We start from the raw sequence: 17,679 nt of genomic DNA on the forward strand, positions 1-17,679 counted from the left end.
GGCAACTCAGCCCGCCGTGGCCCAGGGCGCCTCGGGGAGCTTGGCTTCGGAGTCCCGGCCACCGAGGTCCAGGGTGGTCGGGGTGCCGAGGCCGGCCATCCGCATGGTGACCCGGCGCAGGCCGCCGTCGCCGTCGATCCAGTAGGTGACCGGCGAGGTGGCGTCCTTGTCGGCGGCGTCGCGCGCGCGGGGGCCGGCGATCCGGTCGTAGTCGCGGCCGTCGATGCGGTCCCGGCCGAGCCAGCGCGGGCCGGCCTGGACCAGCAGCAGCGGGTTGTCGGGCCGGTCCGCGCCCAGCTGGATGAGCAGTTGGAGCCCGGCGTCCAGCGGGTCGGTGCCGTAGCTGCGCGAGGTCCAGCCGGCCCGCGGCACGTGCTCGGCCTGCTCCCAGGCCGGGCCGCTCGCCCCGTCGGGCTGCTTGGCCAGGCCCAGCCCGCCGGTGTCCCACACCACCAGCCCGTGGTCGACGGTGCTGCCCTTCTTGGTGACGGTGTAGCTGCCCGACGCGTGCTTGGTGCGGTAGTCGACGACGCCCTGCACCTCGACCACCATGCCGTCGCCCTCCTGGGCCTTCAGCGCCACCTTGAGCGGGCTGGCCTGGTAGACGTTCAGCCGGGACAGCGCCAGCCGGGACGCCTCCTCGGTGGACAGCGGACGGCTCTCCTCCTGACCGCCCACCAGCTGCCAGGCCGTCACGCCGCCGCCCGCGAGCACGGCCGCCGCCACGGCGCTGACGATCAGCGTGCGCCGGGACGGGCGCTTCTTGTCGGATGCCATCGGGTCGTCCAGCTCCTCGGTGCGTTCGGTGCGGGGGCTTTCGGTGCGGGAAGGGGCCCCGGGAGAGTATCCCGGGGCCCCCTGGTCACTGCTGCCGAGGCGTCAGTGGGTGCGGCGCTTGCGGACGGCGATCAGCAGACCCGCGCCGGCGACGAGCAGGATCGCTCCGCCGACCAGGGTGTACGTCAGGACCGTCTCGTTGGTGCCGGTGAAGGCCAGCCCGCCCGAGGGCTGCGACGCCGTCGGGGTGGGCGTGGGCGTCGGGGCCGGGGTGGTGGGCGGCGGGGGGATCAGCTGGTTGACGGCGGTGGTGGTGATGCCGTCCTCCAGGTGCTCGTCGTCCAGCACGACCGGTCCGAGGACCGGCTGCTCCGGGGCCTGGTAGCCCTTCGGCGGGGTGACTTCCTGCCAGTAGTACGTGCCCTTGTCGACGTTGTTGGCACAGGTGCCGTCCTCGCCGGTGGTGCACGGGTCGCCGACCTTGGTGTCCGGCTTGTCACCGTCGGCCTGGAGGCCGTCGGTGCCGTTGGTCTCGCGCCACAGCTGGAACACGGCGCCGGGCAGCGGCTTGCCGTCCTGGTCGTGCTTGACCAGGCGCAGCGCGCCCTGCTGCTGCATGAAGCCGAAGTCGAAGCTGTGGTCGTTCTGGCCGGGGCCGCCGGTGGTCAGCGCGCGCTCGACGTAGGTGCCGCCCTTCGGGATGGTCCCGTCGGAGTCGAGCAGGCGGCTGTCGCCGACGTTGTCCTTGGTCGGGACCCAGTGGTACAGCGGGCCGCCCTTGGCGTAGTCGGCGGGGTTGTCGAGGCGGATCGTGTACTTGGTGTTCGGCTTCAGCCCGCCGGTGACGTTGGTGTTGTCGAAGTAGTACTCGCCGCGCGGGGTGGTCTTGGCGGTGCCGACCTTCTTGCCCTCGCCGTCGTACAGGTTGACCGTCGCGCCGGGGACCGGCTTCTGCTGCGGCAGTTGGAGGCCGGAGCGCTCCGGGTCGTACCAGACCCGGTTGCCGATCTGGAGCGGCGCCTTGTCGCAGAGCACCTCGAGGTCGGCCATGGCCGCGCCCTTGCCGAAGCGGGACGTGCCGTTGGACAGTTCGTTGCCGAAGCCCGGGTCGATGCCGCCGGTGCGCAGGGTGAACATGGTGCCGGCGGTGACGATGTTGTTGGAGACGTCGTAGCCGGAGGTCGCGATGGAGTTCTCGACCTTGGACAGTGCCATGCCGGCGAACGACGCGTAGGGGTGGCCGACCGGGGCGGGGCGGTTCAGGTTGAAGAAGCCCTTGCCCTTGGTGGTGATCCCGCAGCCGAGGTTGACGTCCATCACGTAGCTGTCGCCGGACTTGCAGGCCTTGTTGAGGTCGGCCGAGGCGAGCACGTAGACGAAGCCGTTCGGCAGCGGGCCCTCGGGCGGCGCGGCGGCGGCCTGGTCGGCGTACCGGTCGCGGAACGAGAGCAGCATGGAGCCGTCGGTCTCGAAGCCGATCTCGCCGAGCTCGGGCTCCGGGTTGATGCCGCAGACCTGCCCGTTCGTCATCGGAACGGTGTCCTGCCAGGGGTACCAGAAGTAGCCGTTGCACCCGGCCGGCGTGCCGTGGTAGTCGAGCGGCTGGTCGAGGACGGCCGCGCTGAACTTCCCGGTGGCCGGGTCGAAGGGCAGCACGATCGCCCGCAGGTCGCCGATCTTCTGGGTGGACTGGCCGGAGCAGACGCCGCCGACGTAGCCGACGCCGTCCTGCATGCCGAGGCCGAACGGCCGCCAGTCGTCCGCCGACGGGCAGTCGGGGGTCGGAATGGTGTAGCTGGCCTTCGGCTTCTCGACCGACTTCGCCGTGGCGTCGTAGCGGTACAGCTTGCGGTCGTTGAGGTTGACCACGAACAGGTCGCGGCCGTCCTCGCTGAGCTTCAGCCCGCCGAGGCTCTCCTTGCCGACCGGGGCGACGAAGGCGTCGTCCTGGGCGTTGCCGGCGTGCGCGGTGCTGCCGGCGTTCGGGACGGTGGTGAACAGCTTGGTGGTCTTCGTCTCCGGGTCGGTGACGTAGATCGCGCCCGGGCCGCCGGAGCCGTACACGGTGGCGCGCTTGGCCTGGGCGGAGCTGAACAGCCGCTTGTCGTCCCGGTTCCAGGCGATGCCGAAGATGTTGCCGGTGTCGGCGGTGGTGCCGATGTTGGTGACGTCCTTGTTCACGCCACGCGACCGGTACGGGAAGGTCAGCAGGGTGCGCCCGCTCTCCGGGTCCAGGGAGGCCGGCTGGCAGGCGGTGGCCAGCGGGGCGTTCTGCTGGCAGTAGTCGGCCGGGTTCCAGAAGCCGGTGGTGAGCTTGGCCTGCTTGCCGGCCGAGAGGTCGACGAACTCCTCGTTGCTGCTGAGCTTGTCCGGCGCGCCGGTCAGGCCCTCGCGGGAGGCGAACGCCGGGTACAGCACGCCCGGCTTCGGGTTGACCACCTGGACGCGGTACTTGCCGGTGGCGGTCGACTTGCCGGGCTTCAGCGTCACGGTGCCGTCGGCGGCGGTGAGGGCGGTGCTGACCGTGCCGTCCTCGCCGGTCAGGGTGACCGTCACTCCGGCCATGCCCGGTTCCATCGCCGGGCCCGACCACGTTCCGCTCTCGTCGACCGTCCGCACCACCTGGACCGTCACCGAACCTTCGGCGGTCTGGGGCGAGGCGGAAGGAGCCGCGACAGCGGTGGCGGCGGCGAGGGCCGCCACCACGGCGGCGGCCCGTTCGGCCGTCCGCCGGCCCGCGCGGGGCGCGGGCGCTCGGGATTCCTGTTCTGTGTGGGTCATGCCCTGCTCTCGTCGTCAGGAAGGCACGCCGAACCCCCGCAGTAAGATCACCGATTCGGTCCTGCGCGCGCCTCGTTTGGCCGAATAATAAGCGGAATGGACACATCATGCTTACCGGCCGCACAAATTGACGTCTCATCAGGAAGCGCGAGCGATCAGTGCCGTGCGCTCCGCACGCCCCGGTGACCCCTGCGCACGCCCTGCGGCCGGTCCCCCCGCACCTCACCGACGTGCGCTTTCGGCCACCACCCCCAGGTGACCGCACCCACCGTCCTGCACTTACGACCAGGGCGCACACCGCCTCGGCCGCGCCCCTCCCCCGTTCCCCGAGCGCCGGGCGCACGGCCGGAAATCCCCGTCCCCAATTCCCGGGAGCGGTACGGGTGCACGACCGCAGATCATCACGGCCCGGCTGCGCAGCTGTCAAAGTGTGGCATTACCGCCAAGTCGACTTTGAGACATTCACGCTGACGCCGCGTCGGCCAACTGCTCCGCCCGCCACTGCTTCGGGGACATTCCGTAGGTCTCCCGGAATGCCCGGCTGAAGTGCGAGGCGCTGGCGAAGCCCCAGTGCGCGGCGACGGCGGCGATGGTCCGGCCCGGATCGTCGGGGCAGGCCAACTCCTGCCGTGCCGCCGCCAGTCGGCGGGCGCGGATCCACCCGCCGACGGTGTCGCCCCGGCGCTGGAACAGCTGGTGCAGGTAGCGCAGCGAGACGCCGTGCCGGTCCGCGATCGTCTGCGGGGACAGCGCGGGGTCGCCGAGCGAGGCCTCCACGGAGGCGGTGATCCGGTCGAACAGCGACGGCGCGACGCACCGCCCGTCCAGGCCGGTGCGGGCCACGTGGTCGACGGCCAGCGCGGCCAGCAACTCGGCCACGGCGCGCGCGATCTGCTCCTGCACCGCGGGCGACGCCCCGCCGAGCGCGGCACCCACGTTGGCCAGCAGCGGCAGCACCAGCGCCCCGGTGCTCCCCTCGCCGGAGCCGACCTGGGTCGCGGTGAGCCGGCGCAGCGCGCTCTCCTCCAGCCCGAGGACGGACCTCGGCACCAGCAGGGTCCTGGCCCGCTGGAGCGGGGGGAGGACGAGCCGGAACGGGCGGCTCAGGTCCAGGAAGGTGAGCGAGTACGGCGGCAGCTCGACCACCCGACCGCCCTGGAACACCCGTGCGGTGCCGTCGAGTTGCAGCCGGGCCGCGATGTCCCCGCACGGGTCGGCCGCGACGGCCGCTGCGTCCCGCAGGACGGTGGCCGGCCCGGAGGTCTCGTCGGATATTTGCAGACTGCCCAGGCGCACGGTGGCCAGCGAGCCCGTCCAGGCCGGGTCGTGCGCGGCCACCTCGACCTGGGCGAAGGCCCGCGACAGCGCCAGTTGCCAGGCGGCGGCCCGCTGCACCGGATCCGCGGCCGTCACCGGACCTCCCCGGTCGCGCGGCGGTGGCGTTCCGTCAGCAGCCAGTCGGTCGGCGACTGGCCGTAGGCGCTGCGGAAGGCCCGGCTCAGCTGCGCACCGCTGGTGAAGCCCCAGCGCCGGGCGATGAGTCCCACGCTCACCGAGTCGGCGGGGGCGGTGGCGAGGGCGCGGCGGCACTCCTCCAGGCGCTGTTCCCGGATCCACTGGCACAGTGTCCGCCCCTCGCCCTCGAACAGCCGGTGCAGGTAGCGCACGGAGATGCCGTGCGCGCGGGCGATGACGGCGGGGGTCAGCCCGGGGTCGGCCAGGTGCCAGCGGACGAACTGCTGGACGCGCAGCAGCACGGCGTTGTGCGCGCCGGGCAGTTCCTGCACCGGCCGGCCGAGCTGCTCGGCGGCGGTGGCGGCGAGCAGGTCCACGGCGCTGCGGGCCAGTTTCTCGGCGAGCGGCACCGCGTAGCCGCCGGCGGTGTCGGCGAGCCGTTCCAGGAACGGGGAGATCATCCGGCCCAGTCCGCTGCCGCTGTGCAGCGGCCGGGAGGTGAGCCGGCGAATGTCGCCCTCGCTCTGGCCGAGCAGGGCGCGCGGCAGGGTGAAGAGCTTCAGCCGGAAGCGCTCGGGGTAGCGGCTGCGAAACGGCCGGATGGTCTCGAAGAAGCCGATGTCGCCGGCCCTCAGCTCGCTCATGCGGCCGTCCTGTTCGACCTGGCAGAGGCCGGTGCTCTGCAGGGCGACGAAGACGAACTGCCCGTCGCCGCGGGCGATGGAGCGCGGGGAGCGGGAGACTTCCGCCGGGTCGCAGTCCAGGGTGCTGATCCGCAGGTCGCCGACCGTCCGGTTGTGCATGGCGGCGTCGTAGGTGTCGCCGGCGGTCCGGATGTCCATGCCGACCAGGTTGGCGAACACCGCGTCGTGCCAGTACTCCAGGCTCTCGGCCGCCGGGACCGAACGGGTCGTCAGCAGGTGGCCGGGCGCGGTCAGGGAGTTGAGAGCGGGCATGCGGCCAGCATGCCTGAGCGGTGGGCTCCGGCGCATGAGTCGGACGACTGGTCTTGCCGACACGGTGCAGCTCAGACGCGGTGCGGCTCAGGCGCGGTGCCGCCCAGGCGCGGTGCCGCCCAGGCGCGGTGCCGCCCAGACGCGGTGCCGCCCAGACGCGGTACGGCCCAGACGCGGTGCGGCCCAGACGCGGTGCCGCCCAGACGCGGTGCCGCCCAGACGCGGTGCCGCCCAGACGCAGTGCCGCCCAGACGCAGTGCCGCCCAGACGCGGTGCGGCTCAGACGCGGTGCGGCCCAGGCGCGGTGCGGCTCAGGCGAGGTGCGGCCTAGGCGCAGTGAGTGCTGCCCAGGGGCAGTGCCGCCTAGACGCAGTGCCGCCCAGGCGCGGTGCCGCCCAGGCGCGGTACGGCTCAGGCGAGGTGCGTGCGCAGGAAGGTGCAGCCCTGCCGGACGGCCGCCAGCGTCGGCGGGCTGTCGCGCAGCGCGCTCAGCGACACGAAGTCGTGGACGGTGCCGAGGAACCGCATGGCGGTGGTCGGCACGCCGGCGGCGCGCAGCAGGTCGGCGTACTGCTCGCCCTCGTCCCGGACGACGTCGGCCTCGGCGGTGACGACCAGGGCCGGGGGCAGTCCGGCGAGCAGTTCGGGGCCGGCCCGCAGCGGGCTGGCCGTCGGGTGGAAACCGTCCTCGGGCGAGCCGAGGTACTCCTGCCAGTAGCGCCGCATGCCCTGGCGGCTGAGCAGGTAGCCGGCGCTGAAGCGGCGCTGCGCCGCGCTTCCGCAGGCCGGGTCCACCAGCGGGTAGTAGAGGACCTGGGCGCGCAGGGCGGGGCCGCCGCGGGTGGCGGCGAGCATGGCGACGGCGGTGGCCAGGGTGGCACCGGCGCAGTCACCGGCGACGGCGATGCGGTCGGCGGTGATGCCGAGCGGCTCGGGGCTCGCGGCGATCCACTCGAGCAGGGCGTAGCACTCCTCGAGTGCGACGGGGTAGCGGGCCTCGGGGGTGCGGCTGTACTCGGGGACGACGGCGACCGCGCCGGTGCCGTTGACCAGGTCGCTGATCAGTCGGGCGTGGGTCCGGGCGTCGCCGAGCATCCAGCGTCCGCCGTGGACGTAGAACACCGCGGGCAGCGGGCCCTCGGCGCCGACCGGGCGGAAGGTCCAGAAGCCGACCAGTCCGCAGGGCCCGACCGGGGCGACCCGGAAGACGGCTTCGACCTCGCAGTCCTCGATCAGATCGCCCTGGGACTCCAGCAGGGCCTGCCGGCCGGTCACCGGCCCGAGCTCGTCGAGCCCGGGCGGAGTGGCGGAGGCCGCGATCAGCCGCGCCACCGCCGGGTCCAGCACGATCGGGGGCAGAAGGTCCTCGTCGGGCTCCACGCCGCCTCATCTCTCGTTCTGCTGTGCCACCGCGGTCGGCGTCCGCTCCGGCGTCTCCCGGGGGCCACCGTAACCGTACCCACGGTGGACGACCAGGGGCTTTCGGGTTACGTGGTGGGTAGCAGGTCGCGCAGTTGGTGGCGGCTGCTGACACCGAGTTTGGGATAGACGTTGTACAGGTGGGTGCCCACGGTGCGGGGTGAGAGGAAGAGCCGTTCACCGATCTCGCGGTTGGAGAGGCCCTGGGCGGCCATCCGCACGATCTGCTGCTGCTGGGCGGTGAGCTGCCCCAGCGCCGGGCCGATGTCGGTGGCCGTCGCGACGCCGGTGGCGCGCAGCTCGTGGCGGACGGCGTCGGCGAGCGGGCGGGCTCCGAGCGCCTCGGCGGTGTCGAGGGCCGCGACGAGTTGCTGCCGGGCCTCGGAGGGGCGCCGGACGCGGCGCAGCCAGATCGCGTAGCTGAGCCGGGCCTGGGCCCGTTCGAGCGGCCAGCGTTCGCCGTCGGCGTTCACCAGGGCGAGCCGGAAGTGGTGCTCGGGGTCGGGGCCGGGGTCGAGCAGCGCGGTGGCGTGGTGCAGCAGGAGTGTCATCCGGGTGGTCGGCCGTTCCTCGTGGGCGGCCTGCACCCGGTGCAGGACCTGCGCCGCCCGGTCGCCGAGGCCTGCGCGGTGGGCCGCCACGGCAAGGTCGGCGAGGCAGCGCGAGGAGAGGAAGGGGTGGCGGGGGGTGCCGTCCTCGGCGAACAGCGTGCGCAGCCTGCGGTAGGCGTCGGCCCATTCGCCGTGGGCCATCGCGGCCTGGGCGAGCGCCCGCACCCTCCGGACCTGGGTGGCGAGGTTCTCGTGCACGTCGAGCGGGACGGGCGGTGGGACGGGCGTGCCCGCGGATGCGGTGCCGCGCAGGGCGCGCAGCGACAGGTCGAAGGCGTCCAGGTCGGCTCGGATCCGGGTGAGGCGCAGCACGGCCGCCCGGTCCTTCACCTCGTCCAGCAGCGCGGCCGCCTCCGTCCACTGGCCGGTGCCCAGCAGGCTGTCCAGCAGGGCTGGCAGGTGCCAGGCCCGGAGTCCGAAGGCCCGGCGGCCGCGCAGGTGACTGTCGGCGGCGCGGAAGTGTTCCAGACAGTCGTCGGGCTCGTCGGAGAGGTAGGCGACGGAGGCGACGGCGAGGCGGCGGACCAGCGCTTCCGGGGTGCCGTTCCCGGGAGCGCTGCGGCGGGCGGGGGCTCGGCGGGCGCCGCCGGGGCGGGTGGCCAGGGCCTGCACGAAACCGGCGAGCACACCCGTGGCGTCCTGTTCTCCCGGCGCGGGTGCGCGGAGCGCGGCGAGCAGCTCGGCGAGCCGGCCGCGGTGCTCGGGCAGGCCGGACTGGTCGGCGATGGCGGCCGCCAGGGCGGCCAGTTTGGCGTCGAGGGCGGCGTCGGCCGAGGCGTGGGCTGCGAGCTTCGCGTCGAGCGTGGCATCGGCTGCGGGCTTCGCGACGAGCGCGGCGTTGGCCAAGGCGCCGACTGCGGTCTCGGACGACGGCTTCGCGCCGAGGGCGGCATCGGCCACCGGCTTCGCATCGAGCGCGGCATCGGCTGCGGGCTTCGCATCGAGCGCGGCGTTGGCCAAGGCGCCAACTGCGGGCTCGGACACCGGCTTCGCGCCGAGGGCGGGCTGGGACACCGGCTTCGCGTCGAACGTGGCATCGGCTGCGGGCTTCGCGTCCAGCGCGGCACCGGCCGAGACGCCGACGGCGGTCTCGGACGACCGCTTCGCGCCAAGGACGGCGTCAACTGCCGACCCGGCCACCGGCTTCGCGTCCAATGCGGCGCCGGCTGCGGGCTTCGCGTCCAGCGCGGCATTGGCCAAGGCGCCAACTGCGGGCTCGGCCACCGGCTTCGCGCCGAGGGCGGCGTCGGCCACCGGCTTCGCATCGAGCGCGGCGTTGGCTGCGGGCATCGCGTCCAGCGCGGCACCGGCCGAGACGCCGAGCGCGGCGCCGGCTGCGGGCTTCGCGCCGAGGGCGGCGCCGGCTGCGGGCTTCGCGTCCAGCGCGGCGCCGGACGAGAGGCCGACGGCGGTCTCGGACGACGGCTTCGCGTCAAGGACGGCGTCAACTGCCGACCCGGCCACCGGCTTCGCGTCCAATGCGGCACCAGCTGCGGGCTTCGCGCCGAGCGCGGCGCCGGCTGCGGGCTTCGCGTCCAGCGCGGCACCGGCCGAGACGCCGAGCGCGGTCTCGGACGACGGCTTCGCGTCAAGGACGGCGTCAACTGCCGACCCGGCCACCGGCTTCGCGTCCAATGCGGCACCAGCTGCGGGCTTCGCGCCGAGCGCGGCGCCGACTGCGGGCTCGGCCACCGGCTTCGCATCGAGCGCGGCATCGGCTGCGGGCATCGCGTCCAGCGCGGCGCCGGCTGCGGGCATCGCGTCCAGCGCGGCATCGGCTGCGGGCTTCGCGGCGAGCGCGGTCTCGGATGACGGGTGCAGGGCCGCGCTGTCCAGCAGCAGGTCGAACGCCTCCTTCTGCCGGGAGGTGTGCGAGAGCGCGGCCGCCGCGGCCAGGGCGGTCAGGCGGGCGAGCCGGGGGTCGCTGTTGACGCCGCGGAAGCGCGCGTGGAGGTTGCGGACCCAGTCGGGGTCGCCGACGGAGACGGCGGCCGCCATGGCCTCGGCGAGCAGGCGGGCCTGTTCGTCGGTGTCGGTGGTGACCCGGGCGGCGTCCTCCAGGGCCTGGCCGAGCGCGAAGTCGTCGGTGGCGCGTTCGATCGCGGCCCGCAGGTCCTCGGTGAACGAGGCGTCGGGGCCGACGGTGGCGGCCACCAGGTGGCGGATCCGGTCGAGCGGGCGGGCGGCTGCCCGGTCGGCGAGGGCCCGGTGGGCCTGGGCGAGCAGGGCGGCGGGCTGCCCGCCGGCGGCGGCGGCCCGGGCCAGCGGGTGCCGGAAGACGAGGTGGCCGTCGATCAGGGCGAGGATCCCGGCCTCCTCGGCGGGCGCCCAGATCCCGAGGTCGGTGGTGCCGAGGGCGGCCATCACGGCCGACGCGTCGTCACCGGGCAGCGCGAGCGCGGCGTGGACGAGGGCGCGGCGGGTGGGTACGGGCAGCGGGTCGAGCAGGGCGTCGAACCTGGTCCGGACGGTGTGCAGGCGGGGCGTGCGCGAGCGGGCGGCGGCCGGGTCGGTGCGGAAGGCCCGTCGGCGGCAGAGTTCCAGCAGGGCGGACGGGTTGCCCTCGGCCTCCTCCAGCACTTCCAGGCGGGCGCGTCCGGCGGGCGCGCCGGGCACCGCGTCCAGCAGTTCGGCGGCGGCGCTCGGCGACAGCGGGTCCACGTGCAGCAGTTCGGTGTCGGCGGGCAGGCTCAGCAGTACCGCGAAGTCGCGGGCGGCCAGCAGCAGCGACACGGGGCTTCCGCCGGGGCGGCGGACCAGTGAGCCCAGCAGTTCCAGGGTGGGGCGGTCGCAGGCGTGCGCGTCGTCGACGGCGATCAGCACCTGGCCCGGCGTGCCGTCCAGCAGGGCGGCGACGGCGGCCGCCGGCTCGGACCCGGCGTCGAACGCGGCGTCCGGCACCGGTGCGAGCAGCTGCCGGAGCACCCCGTACGGCACCTCGCGCTCGGGTTCCCAGCCCTGCGCGGTGAGCACCAGGTGCCCGTCCTGCGCGGCCTGTTCGGCGGCGGTGCGCAGCAGCCGGGACTTGCCGATGCCTTCCTCGCCGAGCAGGACGAGCGCCCTGGGCGCGCCGGGTTCCTGCCGGACGCAGCGGCGCAGCGCGGCCAGTTCGGCGTGGCGGCCGAGCAGCCGGTCGATTCCGTGGGTGGAGGCCGTCCGCTCGCCGAAGCCCTCGGGGTTGTCCCGGTACGTTTCGGTGCTCGTCATCATCCACTCCGCTGCGCCCGCCGTGGTCGCCACGGCATTTCTCCCCCCTCCCGGCCGATGCTGCCCGGGGCCCGACCGGTCGCGCTTCTGTCAAATGACCGGTCGTGGTCGGGAGCCGGTGTGCGGGCTGGCAGGATACCCCACTGTGTCGGGGTGATCAGGGCCTTGACCTGGCAGGACAGGAAGAAATGGTGCACACGGGCGGGAACGGGTCGGCCGCGTCGGCGATCTTCGGGCGGGCGGCGGAGCTGGCCCGGATCGACGGCCTGCTCGGTGCGGTGCGGGGCGACGGCGCCCATGTGCTGGTGCTGACCGGTGAGCCGGGCGCGGGGAAGAGCACGCTGGTCGAGTGGGCCGCGGAGCAGGGTGCCGCCCGGGGGTTGCAGACGCTGCGGGTGCGCGGCAGCGAGGCGGAGCGGGAGCTGGCGCTGGCGGGGCTGCACCAGTTGCTCCGTCCGCTGCTGGGCGGCCTGGACGACCTGCCCGAGCGTCAGCGCGCGGCGCTGCGGTGCGCCTTCGGGCTGGACCCGGAGGGCGGGGCGCCAGCCGATCCGCTGCACCTGTGCGTGGGCGTGACCACGTTGATCACCGAGGCGGCGGCCCGGCGGCCGCTGCTGCTGGTGGTGGACGATCTCCAGTGGCTGGATCTCGGCTCGCTGGACATCCTGGCGTTCGTTGCCCGCCGGCTGGACGGGGAGGCGGCGGTGATGCTGCTGGCGGCGCGCGAGGGGGGCGTGCCGGGCCGGTTCGACCGGGACTTCCCGCACCTGGTGGCCGGTCCGCTGTGCCGGGGGGACGCGGGGCTGCTGCTGAACGCCCAGCCTGTTCCGCCGACCGGGCGGGCCCGCTCGCAGGTGCTCCAGGAGGCGGCGGGCAACCCGCTGGCGCTGATCGAGCTGTCCCGGGCGGTGGCCCGCGGCACGGGCCGGCCGGGGGCGGCGCAGACCCTGCCGCTGACCCGCCGGCTGGAGGACCTGTTCGCGGCCGAGCTCCCGGGGCTGCCGCCGGAGTCCCGTGCCGCGCTGCTGCTGGTCGCGGCGGCCGGGACGTCCCGGCTCGCGGACATCGTGAACGCGTCCGCCGGGAGCGACGTGGTCGCGGCGCTGCTGCCGGCCGAGGAGGCGGGGCTGCTGCGGCTGGAGGGCGGGCAGGTGGTGCTGCGTCACCCGCTGGTGCGCTCCGCCGTCTACCAGGCGGCGAGTTTCGCCGAGCGCCGGGCGGCGCACCTGGCGCTGGCCGACGCGGCCGGGGCGGAGCCCGACCGGCGGGCCTGGCACCTGGCCGCCGGGACGGCCGGCCAGGACGCCGAAGTGGCGGACGCGCTCGCCGAGACCGCCGAGCGGGCCCGGGCCCGGGGTGGCTACGCGGCCGCGGCGGCCGCGCTTGAGCGGGCCGCCGAGCTCACCTCGGACCCGGAGCTGCACGCGCAACGCCTGGTGGCGGCCAGCAGGGCGGCGATGCTCGCGGGGCACCCGCAGTGGGCGGGCGACCTCGCCTCCCGGATCGGCGGCCTGACGGCGGACCCGGTCGCCCGGGCCGAGGGCGAGCTGATGCGGGGGTGGGCGCTGGGTCTGACGCTGCGCCACCAGGACGCGCTGGCCGCCTCGCTGCACGTCGCCGAGTCGATGGCCGGGCTCGCGCCCCCGCTCGGCGTCGGCGCCCTGGGCACCGCCGCGACCTCGGCGTACAACACCGGCGACCCGTTCTACGGCAACGAGCTGCTGCGGATCGGCCGGCTGATCCCGCAGGAGGGGGACCCGGCCGCACGGGTCTGGTCGGAGACGACGGCCCGGCCGTTCGGCGACCGTCCGCAGGCCCTCTGGCAGCTCCACCGGGCCCGGACGCTGGCGTCGCCGGACTCGCTCGCCGACCTGGGCTTCCTGGGTGCCACGGCCTGGGTGCTGGACGAGACGGACGAGGCGGTCCGGATCCTCTGCCACGCGACGGACCTGCTGCGCCGGGCCGGTACCGCCGGTTCGAACGCCACCTTCACGCAGGCGCTGGCCCTGGCCCACGCCGAGGCGGGTTCCTGGGGGGCGGCGCAGGCCGCGGCCGAGAACGCGTACTGGATGGCCGCCGAGGCCGGGGCGGACAACGTCACCTTGGGCTCGCTGATCCTGCAGGCCACCCTGGGCGCGTTCCGGGGCGATCACCAGGGCGCGTGCGCCCGCGTCCAGGAGGCCCTGTGCGGGGTGGATCTGCGCAACTCCCGTAGTCTGCGGGCCCGTTACCACTACGCGCTGGGCATGGCCAAGGTCGTCGAGGGTGACCACGAGAGCGCCTACGTGGAGCTCCGCAACACCTTCACCCACGACTACCGGCCCGACCCGGTGCACTACCACGCCTCGCTGTACTACCTGGCCGACCTCGCCGCCGCGGCCGTCCGCGCCGGGCAGACCGACGACGCCCGGGCCGTGCTGGCGGCGGCGCGGCGCACGCTCGGCGACGGGCTCTCGCCGCGCCTGCACGCCGTCGCCGAGCGCGCGGCGGCCCTGGTCGAGGAGAGCGAGGAGGCCGCCGAGCGGCACTTCCGGTCCGCGCTGGCCGATCCGGCCGGCGACCGGTGGCCGTTCGAACGCGCCCTCGCCCGGCTCGACTTCGGCGAGTGGCTGCGCCGCCACCGGCGCTCGGCGGAGGCCCGAGTGCTGCTGATCGCCGCGCTGGAGACGTTCCGGCGTCTGGACGCCCGGCCGTGGACCGAGCGCGCCGCGGCGGAGCTGCGGGCGGCGGGCGCCGCCGTTCCGCAGGGCGCGGAGCCGGCGGCGAAGGCCGAACTGACGCCGCAGGAGTTGCAGATAGCCGAGCTGGCGGCGCAGGGCCTCACCAACCGGGACATCGCCTCCCGGCTGTACCTTTCGCCGCGCACGGTCGGCTACCACCTGCACAAGGTCTTCCCGAAGCTGGGCGTCAAGTCCCGGGCCCAGCTCCGGGACGCCCTCTCGGGGTGACCCTCCGTCGGCGGGCGGCCACGGCCGGTCGAACCGGCCGCCGCCCGCATGCCTGAGCGCGCACAGCACCGTGCACGCCGTGCCCGGCCGTGGCCGCCGCGGCCGGGTGGGCGGTCGGGGCGGGGGACGCTGGTGGTGAACGAGGACCGCACCCCGCAGCCGTGGGTGTCCGGTCAGGCCACGACGGAAGGCAGGGGCACGCATGACCCTCGTCCTGGACACCGGCGACGTCCCCGAGGACACCCGCCACGACGTGTGGAGCGACGCCCTTTCCCGCGCGCTCGTCCCGGTCCGGGTGACGGCCACCGCGCCCGGTCCGCTGCTCGGCCGGGTCCGCTCGCACCGCCTGGGCCACCTGCGCACGGTGTCGCTGGACGCCGGTCCGCAGCGGATCAGCCGCCCGCCGAGCCTGTGCCGCCCGGAGCCCGCCGAGCGCTTCGCGCTGGCCCTGTGCGTCCGGGGCGAGGCGGTCTTCTCGCAGGACGGGCCGACCCGGCGGCCCGGGCCGGACGAGATCATGGTGGTGGACCTGGCCCGGCCGTTCGCCCTCAACTTCCCCCAGCCGTTCCGGCTGCACCTGGTCCACCTGCCGCAGCGCACCCTCAGCGGCCCCCGGACGCTGTCGCAGCTGGCCGGCTCGACGCTCCGGCCGGACGACGGTGCGGTGTCCATGCTGAGCATGCTGCTGACCCACGTGCTGAGCGACGCCGCGCAGTTCGGGCCGACCGCGGCCGCCCGGCTGGCCGGGCACGTCGCGGACCTGGTGGACGCGATCGCCTTCGACGAGGAGCAGGAGCCGACCACCGCCCGCGACCTCCTGGTGGCCCGCGCGCTGGCCCACGTCGACGCCCACCTGGGCCGGCCCGACCTGGGCCCCGAGTCGGTGGCCCGGGCGCTGCGGATCTCCGTCCGCTACCTCCACCGCCTGTTCGAGGACGAGGAGTTGACCGTCACCCGGCTGATCCAGCAGCGCCGCGTCGAGGCCTGCGCGCGGACCCTGGAACGGCACGGCCCGTTCGGCCCGACCCTCGCCGAGGTGGCCCGCCGCCACGGCTTCGCCAGCGCCTCGCACTTCAGCCGCGCCTTCCGGACCGCCTACGGCGTCACCCCGAGCGAGTGGCGCAGCCGGCGCGGCCACCTCTCCGCGCTGCCCGAGAGCGACGCCGCCTGACCGGCGCCGCCCGACCCACGCTGGGCACGTGTCACCTCACCGTCTGCCGGTCGGCCTCCGTCAGCCCGCCCCAGATTCCGAAGTTCTGGCCGGTGCGGACGGCGAAGGACGCGCAGGTCGGGCGGACGGGGCAGCCGTCGCAGACGGACCGGGCCCGCCGCTCGCGGCTGCGGCGGGCCTCGCCCTGTTCGCCGCACGGCGAGAAGAACAGGGCACTGTCCATGCCCCGGCAGGCGGCCTCTTCCTGCCAGCCCCACTGGCTCAGCAGCGGCGCGGTGATCGGCGGCTTCATCGCGGCCTCACCCCTGCTGCAGGGCGTCGCGCAGGGCCTGCACGGCCAGCCCGATCGCGGCCCCGGCGGCCTGGGTCGGGCGCAGCGCGTTCAGCGTCACGAAGTCGTGGATCACACCCTGGAGCCGCACGGCCGTGACCGGCACGCCCGCCTCGCAGAGCTTCGCGGCGTACGCCTCGCCCTCGTCGCGCAGCACGTCGGCCTCGGCGGTGACGACCAGCGCCGGCGGCAGGCCCTTCAGGTCCTCGACGGTGGCGCGCAGCGGGGACGCGGTGATCTCGGCGCGCTGGGTGAGGTCGGCGGTGTACTGGTCCCAGAACCACTGCATGGCGTCGCGGCGCAGGTGGTAGCCGGTCGCGAAGCCGTGGTACGACGGGGTGTCGAACGACGCGTCGGTGACGGGGTGGAACAGCACCTGCTGCACCAGCGGGACGCCGCCGCGCTTCTTCGCCATCAGGGTCAGCGCGGCGGCCATGTTGCCGCCCGTGCTGTCGCCCGCCACGGCGATCCGCCCGGCGTCCAGCCCGTGGCCCCGGCCGTCCGTGACCACCCAGCGGGCCACCGTCCAGTTCTGCTCGATCGCGACGGGGTAGCGGGCCTCGGGCGAGCGGTCGTACTCGGGGAACACCACGGCGGCGTGGGCGCCGACGGCGAGTTCGCGCACCAGCCGGTCGTGGGTGTGCGCGTTGCCGAACACCCAGCCCCCGCCGTGCAGGTAGAGCACGACGGGCAGCGGGCCGGCCGCGCCGGCGGGTTTGACGATGCGCGCCTTCACGGCGCCGGTGGGGCCGCCCGGGACGGTGACCCACTCCTCGTCCACCTCCGGCATGGCGATCTCCCCGGACTGGGCCTCCTCCACCGCCCGGCGGCCCTCGGCAGGCCCCAGTTGGAACAGGTACGGCGGGTTCGCCGTCGCCGTGGCGAGAGCCTGCGCCTCCGGTTCCAGGACCGGCCGCCGGCCGACCGCGTTCGCGTCAGTCACGGCGCGCTCCCTCGAAGTTGGACTTGGATTTCGCCCCACCCTAGGAACGCCACGCGCCCCGGCTTGTCCGACGACGCACCCGCCCCGCGCGGTCCGTGCACAGCTGTCGCCCGCGACGACGTCTGCCGGAGGTTCACCGGGCGGCCACCTAACCTTGACCGCGAGAGGCCCGGGAGACAGCCCCCTGGCTGCGAGGACGGGGTGGAGCGCGATGGAACTGCGGCAGCTGGAGGTCGTCGTCGCGGTGGCCGAGGAGGGCGGCTTCACCGCGGCGGCGCGGCGGCTGCACGTCGTGCAGTCGGCGGTGTCCGGCACCGTCCGCGCGCTGGAGAAGGAACTCGGCGTCCAGCTCTTCGAACGCACCACGCACCGGGTCACCCTGACGACCGCCGGCGCGGCGTTCGTCCCCGCCGCCCGGGCCGCGCTGCGGGCGGCGGATCTCGCCCGGGCGACGGCGGACGAGGCGCGCGGGGTGCTGCGGGGCGTACTCACCATCGGCACCATGCAGGGCGTCTGGCTCGGACTCGACCGGGTGCTCGGCGAACTGCGCGGCGAGCACCCGGGGTTGACGATCCGGCTGCGCCAGGCGGCGGCCGTGGACATCCGCGCCGGGCTGCGCGACGGCACCGTGGACGCGGCGATCGTCGCGTTCGACCGCCAGCAGCAGCGCGGCCTGACGGTGCGCTCGCTGGCCTGCGAGGCGATGGTGCTGGCCGCCGCGCCCGGACGCGCCTTCGAGCTCCCCGACCGGGTGCGGTTCGAGGAGCTCGCCGGGCTGCCGTTCGTCGACTTCGCCCCGGGCTGGGCGGTCCGGTCCGGGGTGGACCGGGCGTTCCGCACCGCCGGCGTCGAACGGACGGCGGTCTTCGAGGTCAACGACATCGTGGCCGCCGCCGAGTTGGTCCGGCACGACCTCGGGGTGTGCGTCCTGCCCGAGTCGATCGCCGCGCACTTCCCCGACCTCGCGCTGCGCCGCTTCACCCGCGGCCAACCCCGGTGGGACGTCGCCGTGGTGTGCCCCGCCGGGGAACCGACGCCGGCCGTGGCGGCGCTGCTGCGCCACCTCGGCTGACGGCCGGT

11 protein-coding genes are annotated in these 17,679 nt (G+C 75.0%); 3 read left to right on the top strand and 8 right to left on the bottom strand.

The window, feature by feature from the left end:
- Positions 1-6: 6 nt before the first annotated feature.
- From ACGFWJ_RS02225 to ACGFWJ_RS02250, 6 genes are all read right to left on the bottom strand, one after another.
- Entirely contained in the window at positions 7-777 is a 771-nt protein-coding gene (locus ACGFWJ_RS02225) for a hypothetical protein (RefSeq protein ID WP_392944321.1), read from the bottom strand.
- A 102-nt stretch (positions 778-879) separates the two neighbouring features.
- Positions 880-3,558 (bottom strand): SdrD B-like domain-containing protein, encoded by a 2,679-nt coding sequence (locus tag ACGFWJ_RS02230; protein ID WP_392944323.1) that lies wholly within the window; start codon positions 3,556-3,558, stop codon positions 880-882.
- Positions 3,559-4,020: 462 nt separating this feature from the next.
- Positions 4,021-4,971, bottom strand: coding sequence for a helix-turn-helix domain-containing protein (locus tag ACGFWJ_RS02235; protein WP_392944325.1), 951 nt, complete (start codon positions 4,969-4,971; stop codon positions 4,021-4,023).
- Positions 4,968-5,969 carry a helix-turn-helix domain-containing protein gene (locus ACGFWJ_RS02240; RefSeq protein ID WP_392944327.1) on the bottom strand — a complete coding sequence of 334 codons (1,002 nt, stop codon included), beginning with the start codon at positions 5,967-5,969 and terminating at the stop codon, positions 4,968-4,970. Before ACGFWJ_RS02240 ends, ACGFWJ_RS02235 begins: the two co-directional genes overlap by 4 nt.
- A 411-nt stretch (positions 5,970-6,380) precedes the next feature.
- Positions 6,381-7,349: an alpha/beta hydrolase gene (locus ACGFWJ_RS02245; RefSeq protein ID WP_392944329.1), complete on the bottom strand. Its 969-nt coding sequence runs from the start codon at positions 7,347-7,349 to the stop codon at positions 6,381-6,383.
- A 107-nt stretch (positions 7,350-7,456) separates the two neighbouring features.
- Positions 7,457-11,206, bottom strand: coding sequence for a LuxR C-terminal-related transcriptional regulator (locus ACGFWJ_RS02250; protein WP_392944331.1), 3,750 nt, complete (start codon positions 11,204-11,206; stop codon positions 7,457-7,459).
- A gap of 188 nt (positions 11,207-11,394) precedes the next feature.
- On the opposite strand from ACGFWJ_RS02250, the gene ACGFWJ_RS02255 reads away from it, so the two are divergent.
- Both ACGFWJ_RS02255 and ACGFWJ_RS02260 read left to right on the top strand, forming a co-directional pair.
- The gene (locus ACGFWJ_RS02255) at positions 11,395-14,154 is read left to right on the top strand and encodes an AAA family ATPase (protein ID WP_392944333.1); all 2,760 of its coding nucleotides are present in this window, start codon (positions 11,395-11,397) and stop codon (positions 14,152-14,154) included.
- A gap of 202 nt (positions 14,155-14,356) precedes the next feature.
- Entirely contained in the window at positions 14,357-15,325 is a 969-nt protein-coding gene (locus ACGFWJ_RS02260; protein ID WP_392944335.1) for a helix-turn-helix domain-containing protein, read from the top strand.
- 31 nt (positions 15,326-15,356) lie between these two features.
- Here the strand turns inward: ACGFWJ_RS02260 and ACGFWJ_RS02265 are convergent, their stop codons facing one another.
- Together ACGFWJ_RS02265 and ACGFWJ_RS02270 are read right to left on the bottom strand one after the other, a co-directional pair.
- Positions 15,357-15,617: a WhiB family transcriptional regulator gene (locus ACGFWJ_RS02265; RefSeq protein WP_387634519.1), complete on the bottom strand. Its 261-nt coding sequence runs from the start codon at positions 15,615-15,617 to the stop codon at positions 15,357-15,359.
- Positions 15,618-15,624: 7 nt separating this feature from the next.
- Positions 15,625-16,599, bottom strand: a complete 975-nt coding sequence (locus ACGFWJ_RS02270; RefSeq protein ID WP_392944338.1) for an alpha/beta hydrolase — start codon at positions 16,597-16,599, stop codon at positions 15,625-15,627.
- A gap of 211 nt (positions 16,600-16,810) precedes the next feature.
- On the opposite strand from ACGFWJ_RS02270, the gene ACGFWJ_RS02275 reads away from it, so the two are divergent.
- Positions 16,811-17,671 carry a LysR family transcriptional regulator gene (locus ACGFWJ_RS02275; RefSeq protein ID WP_392944340.1) on the top strand — a complete coding sequence of 287 codons (861 nt, stop codon included), beginning with the start codon at positions 16,811-16,813 and terminating at the stop codon, positions 17,669-17,671.
- Positions 17,672-17,679 lie beyond the last annotated feature (8 nt).

Origin of the sequence: Kitasatospora sp. NPDC048407, from assembly GCF_043200475.1 — a bacterium.
In the GTDB taxonomy this organism is placed as follows: Bacteria; Actinomycetota; Actinomycetes; order Streptomycetales; family Streptomycetaceae; genus Kitasatospora.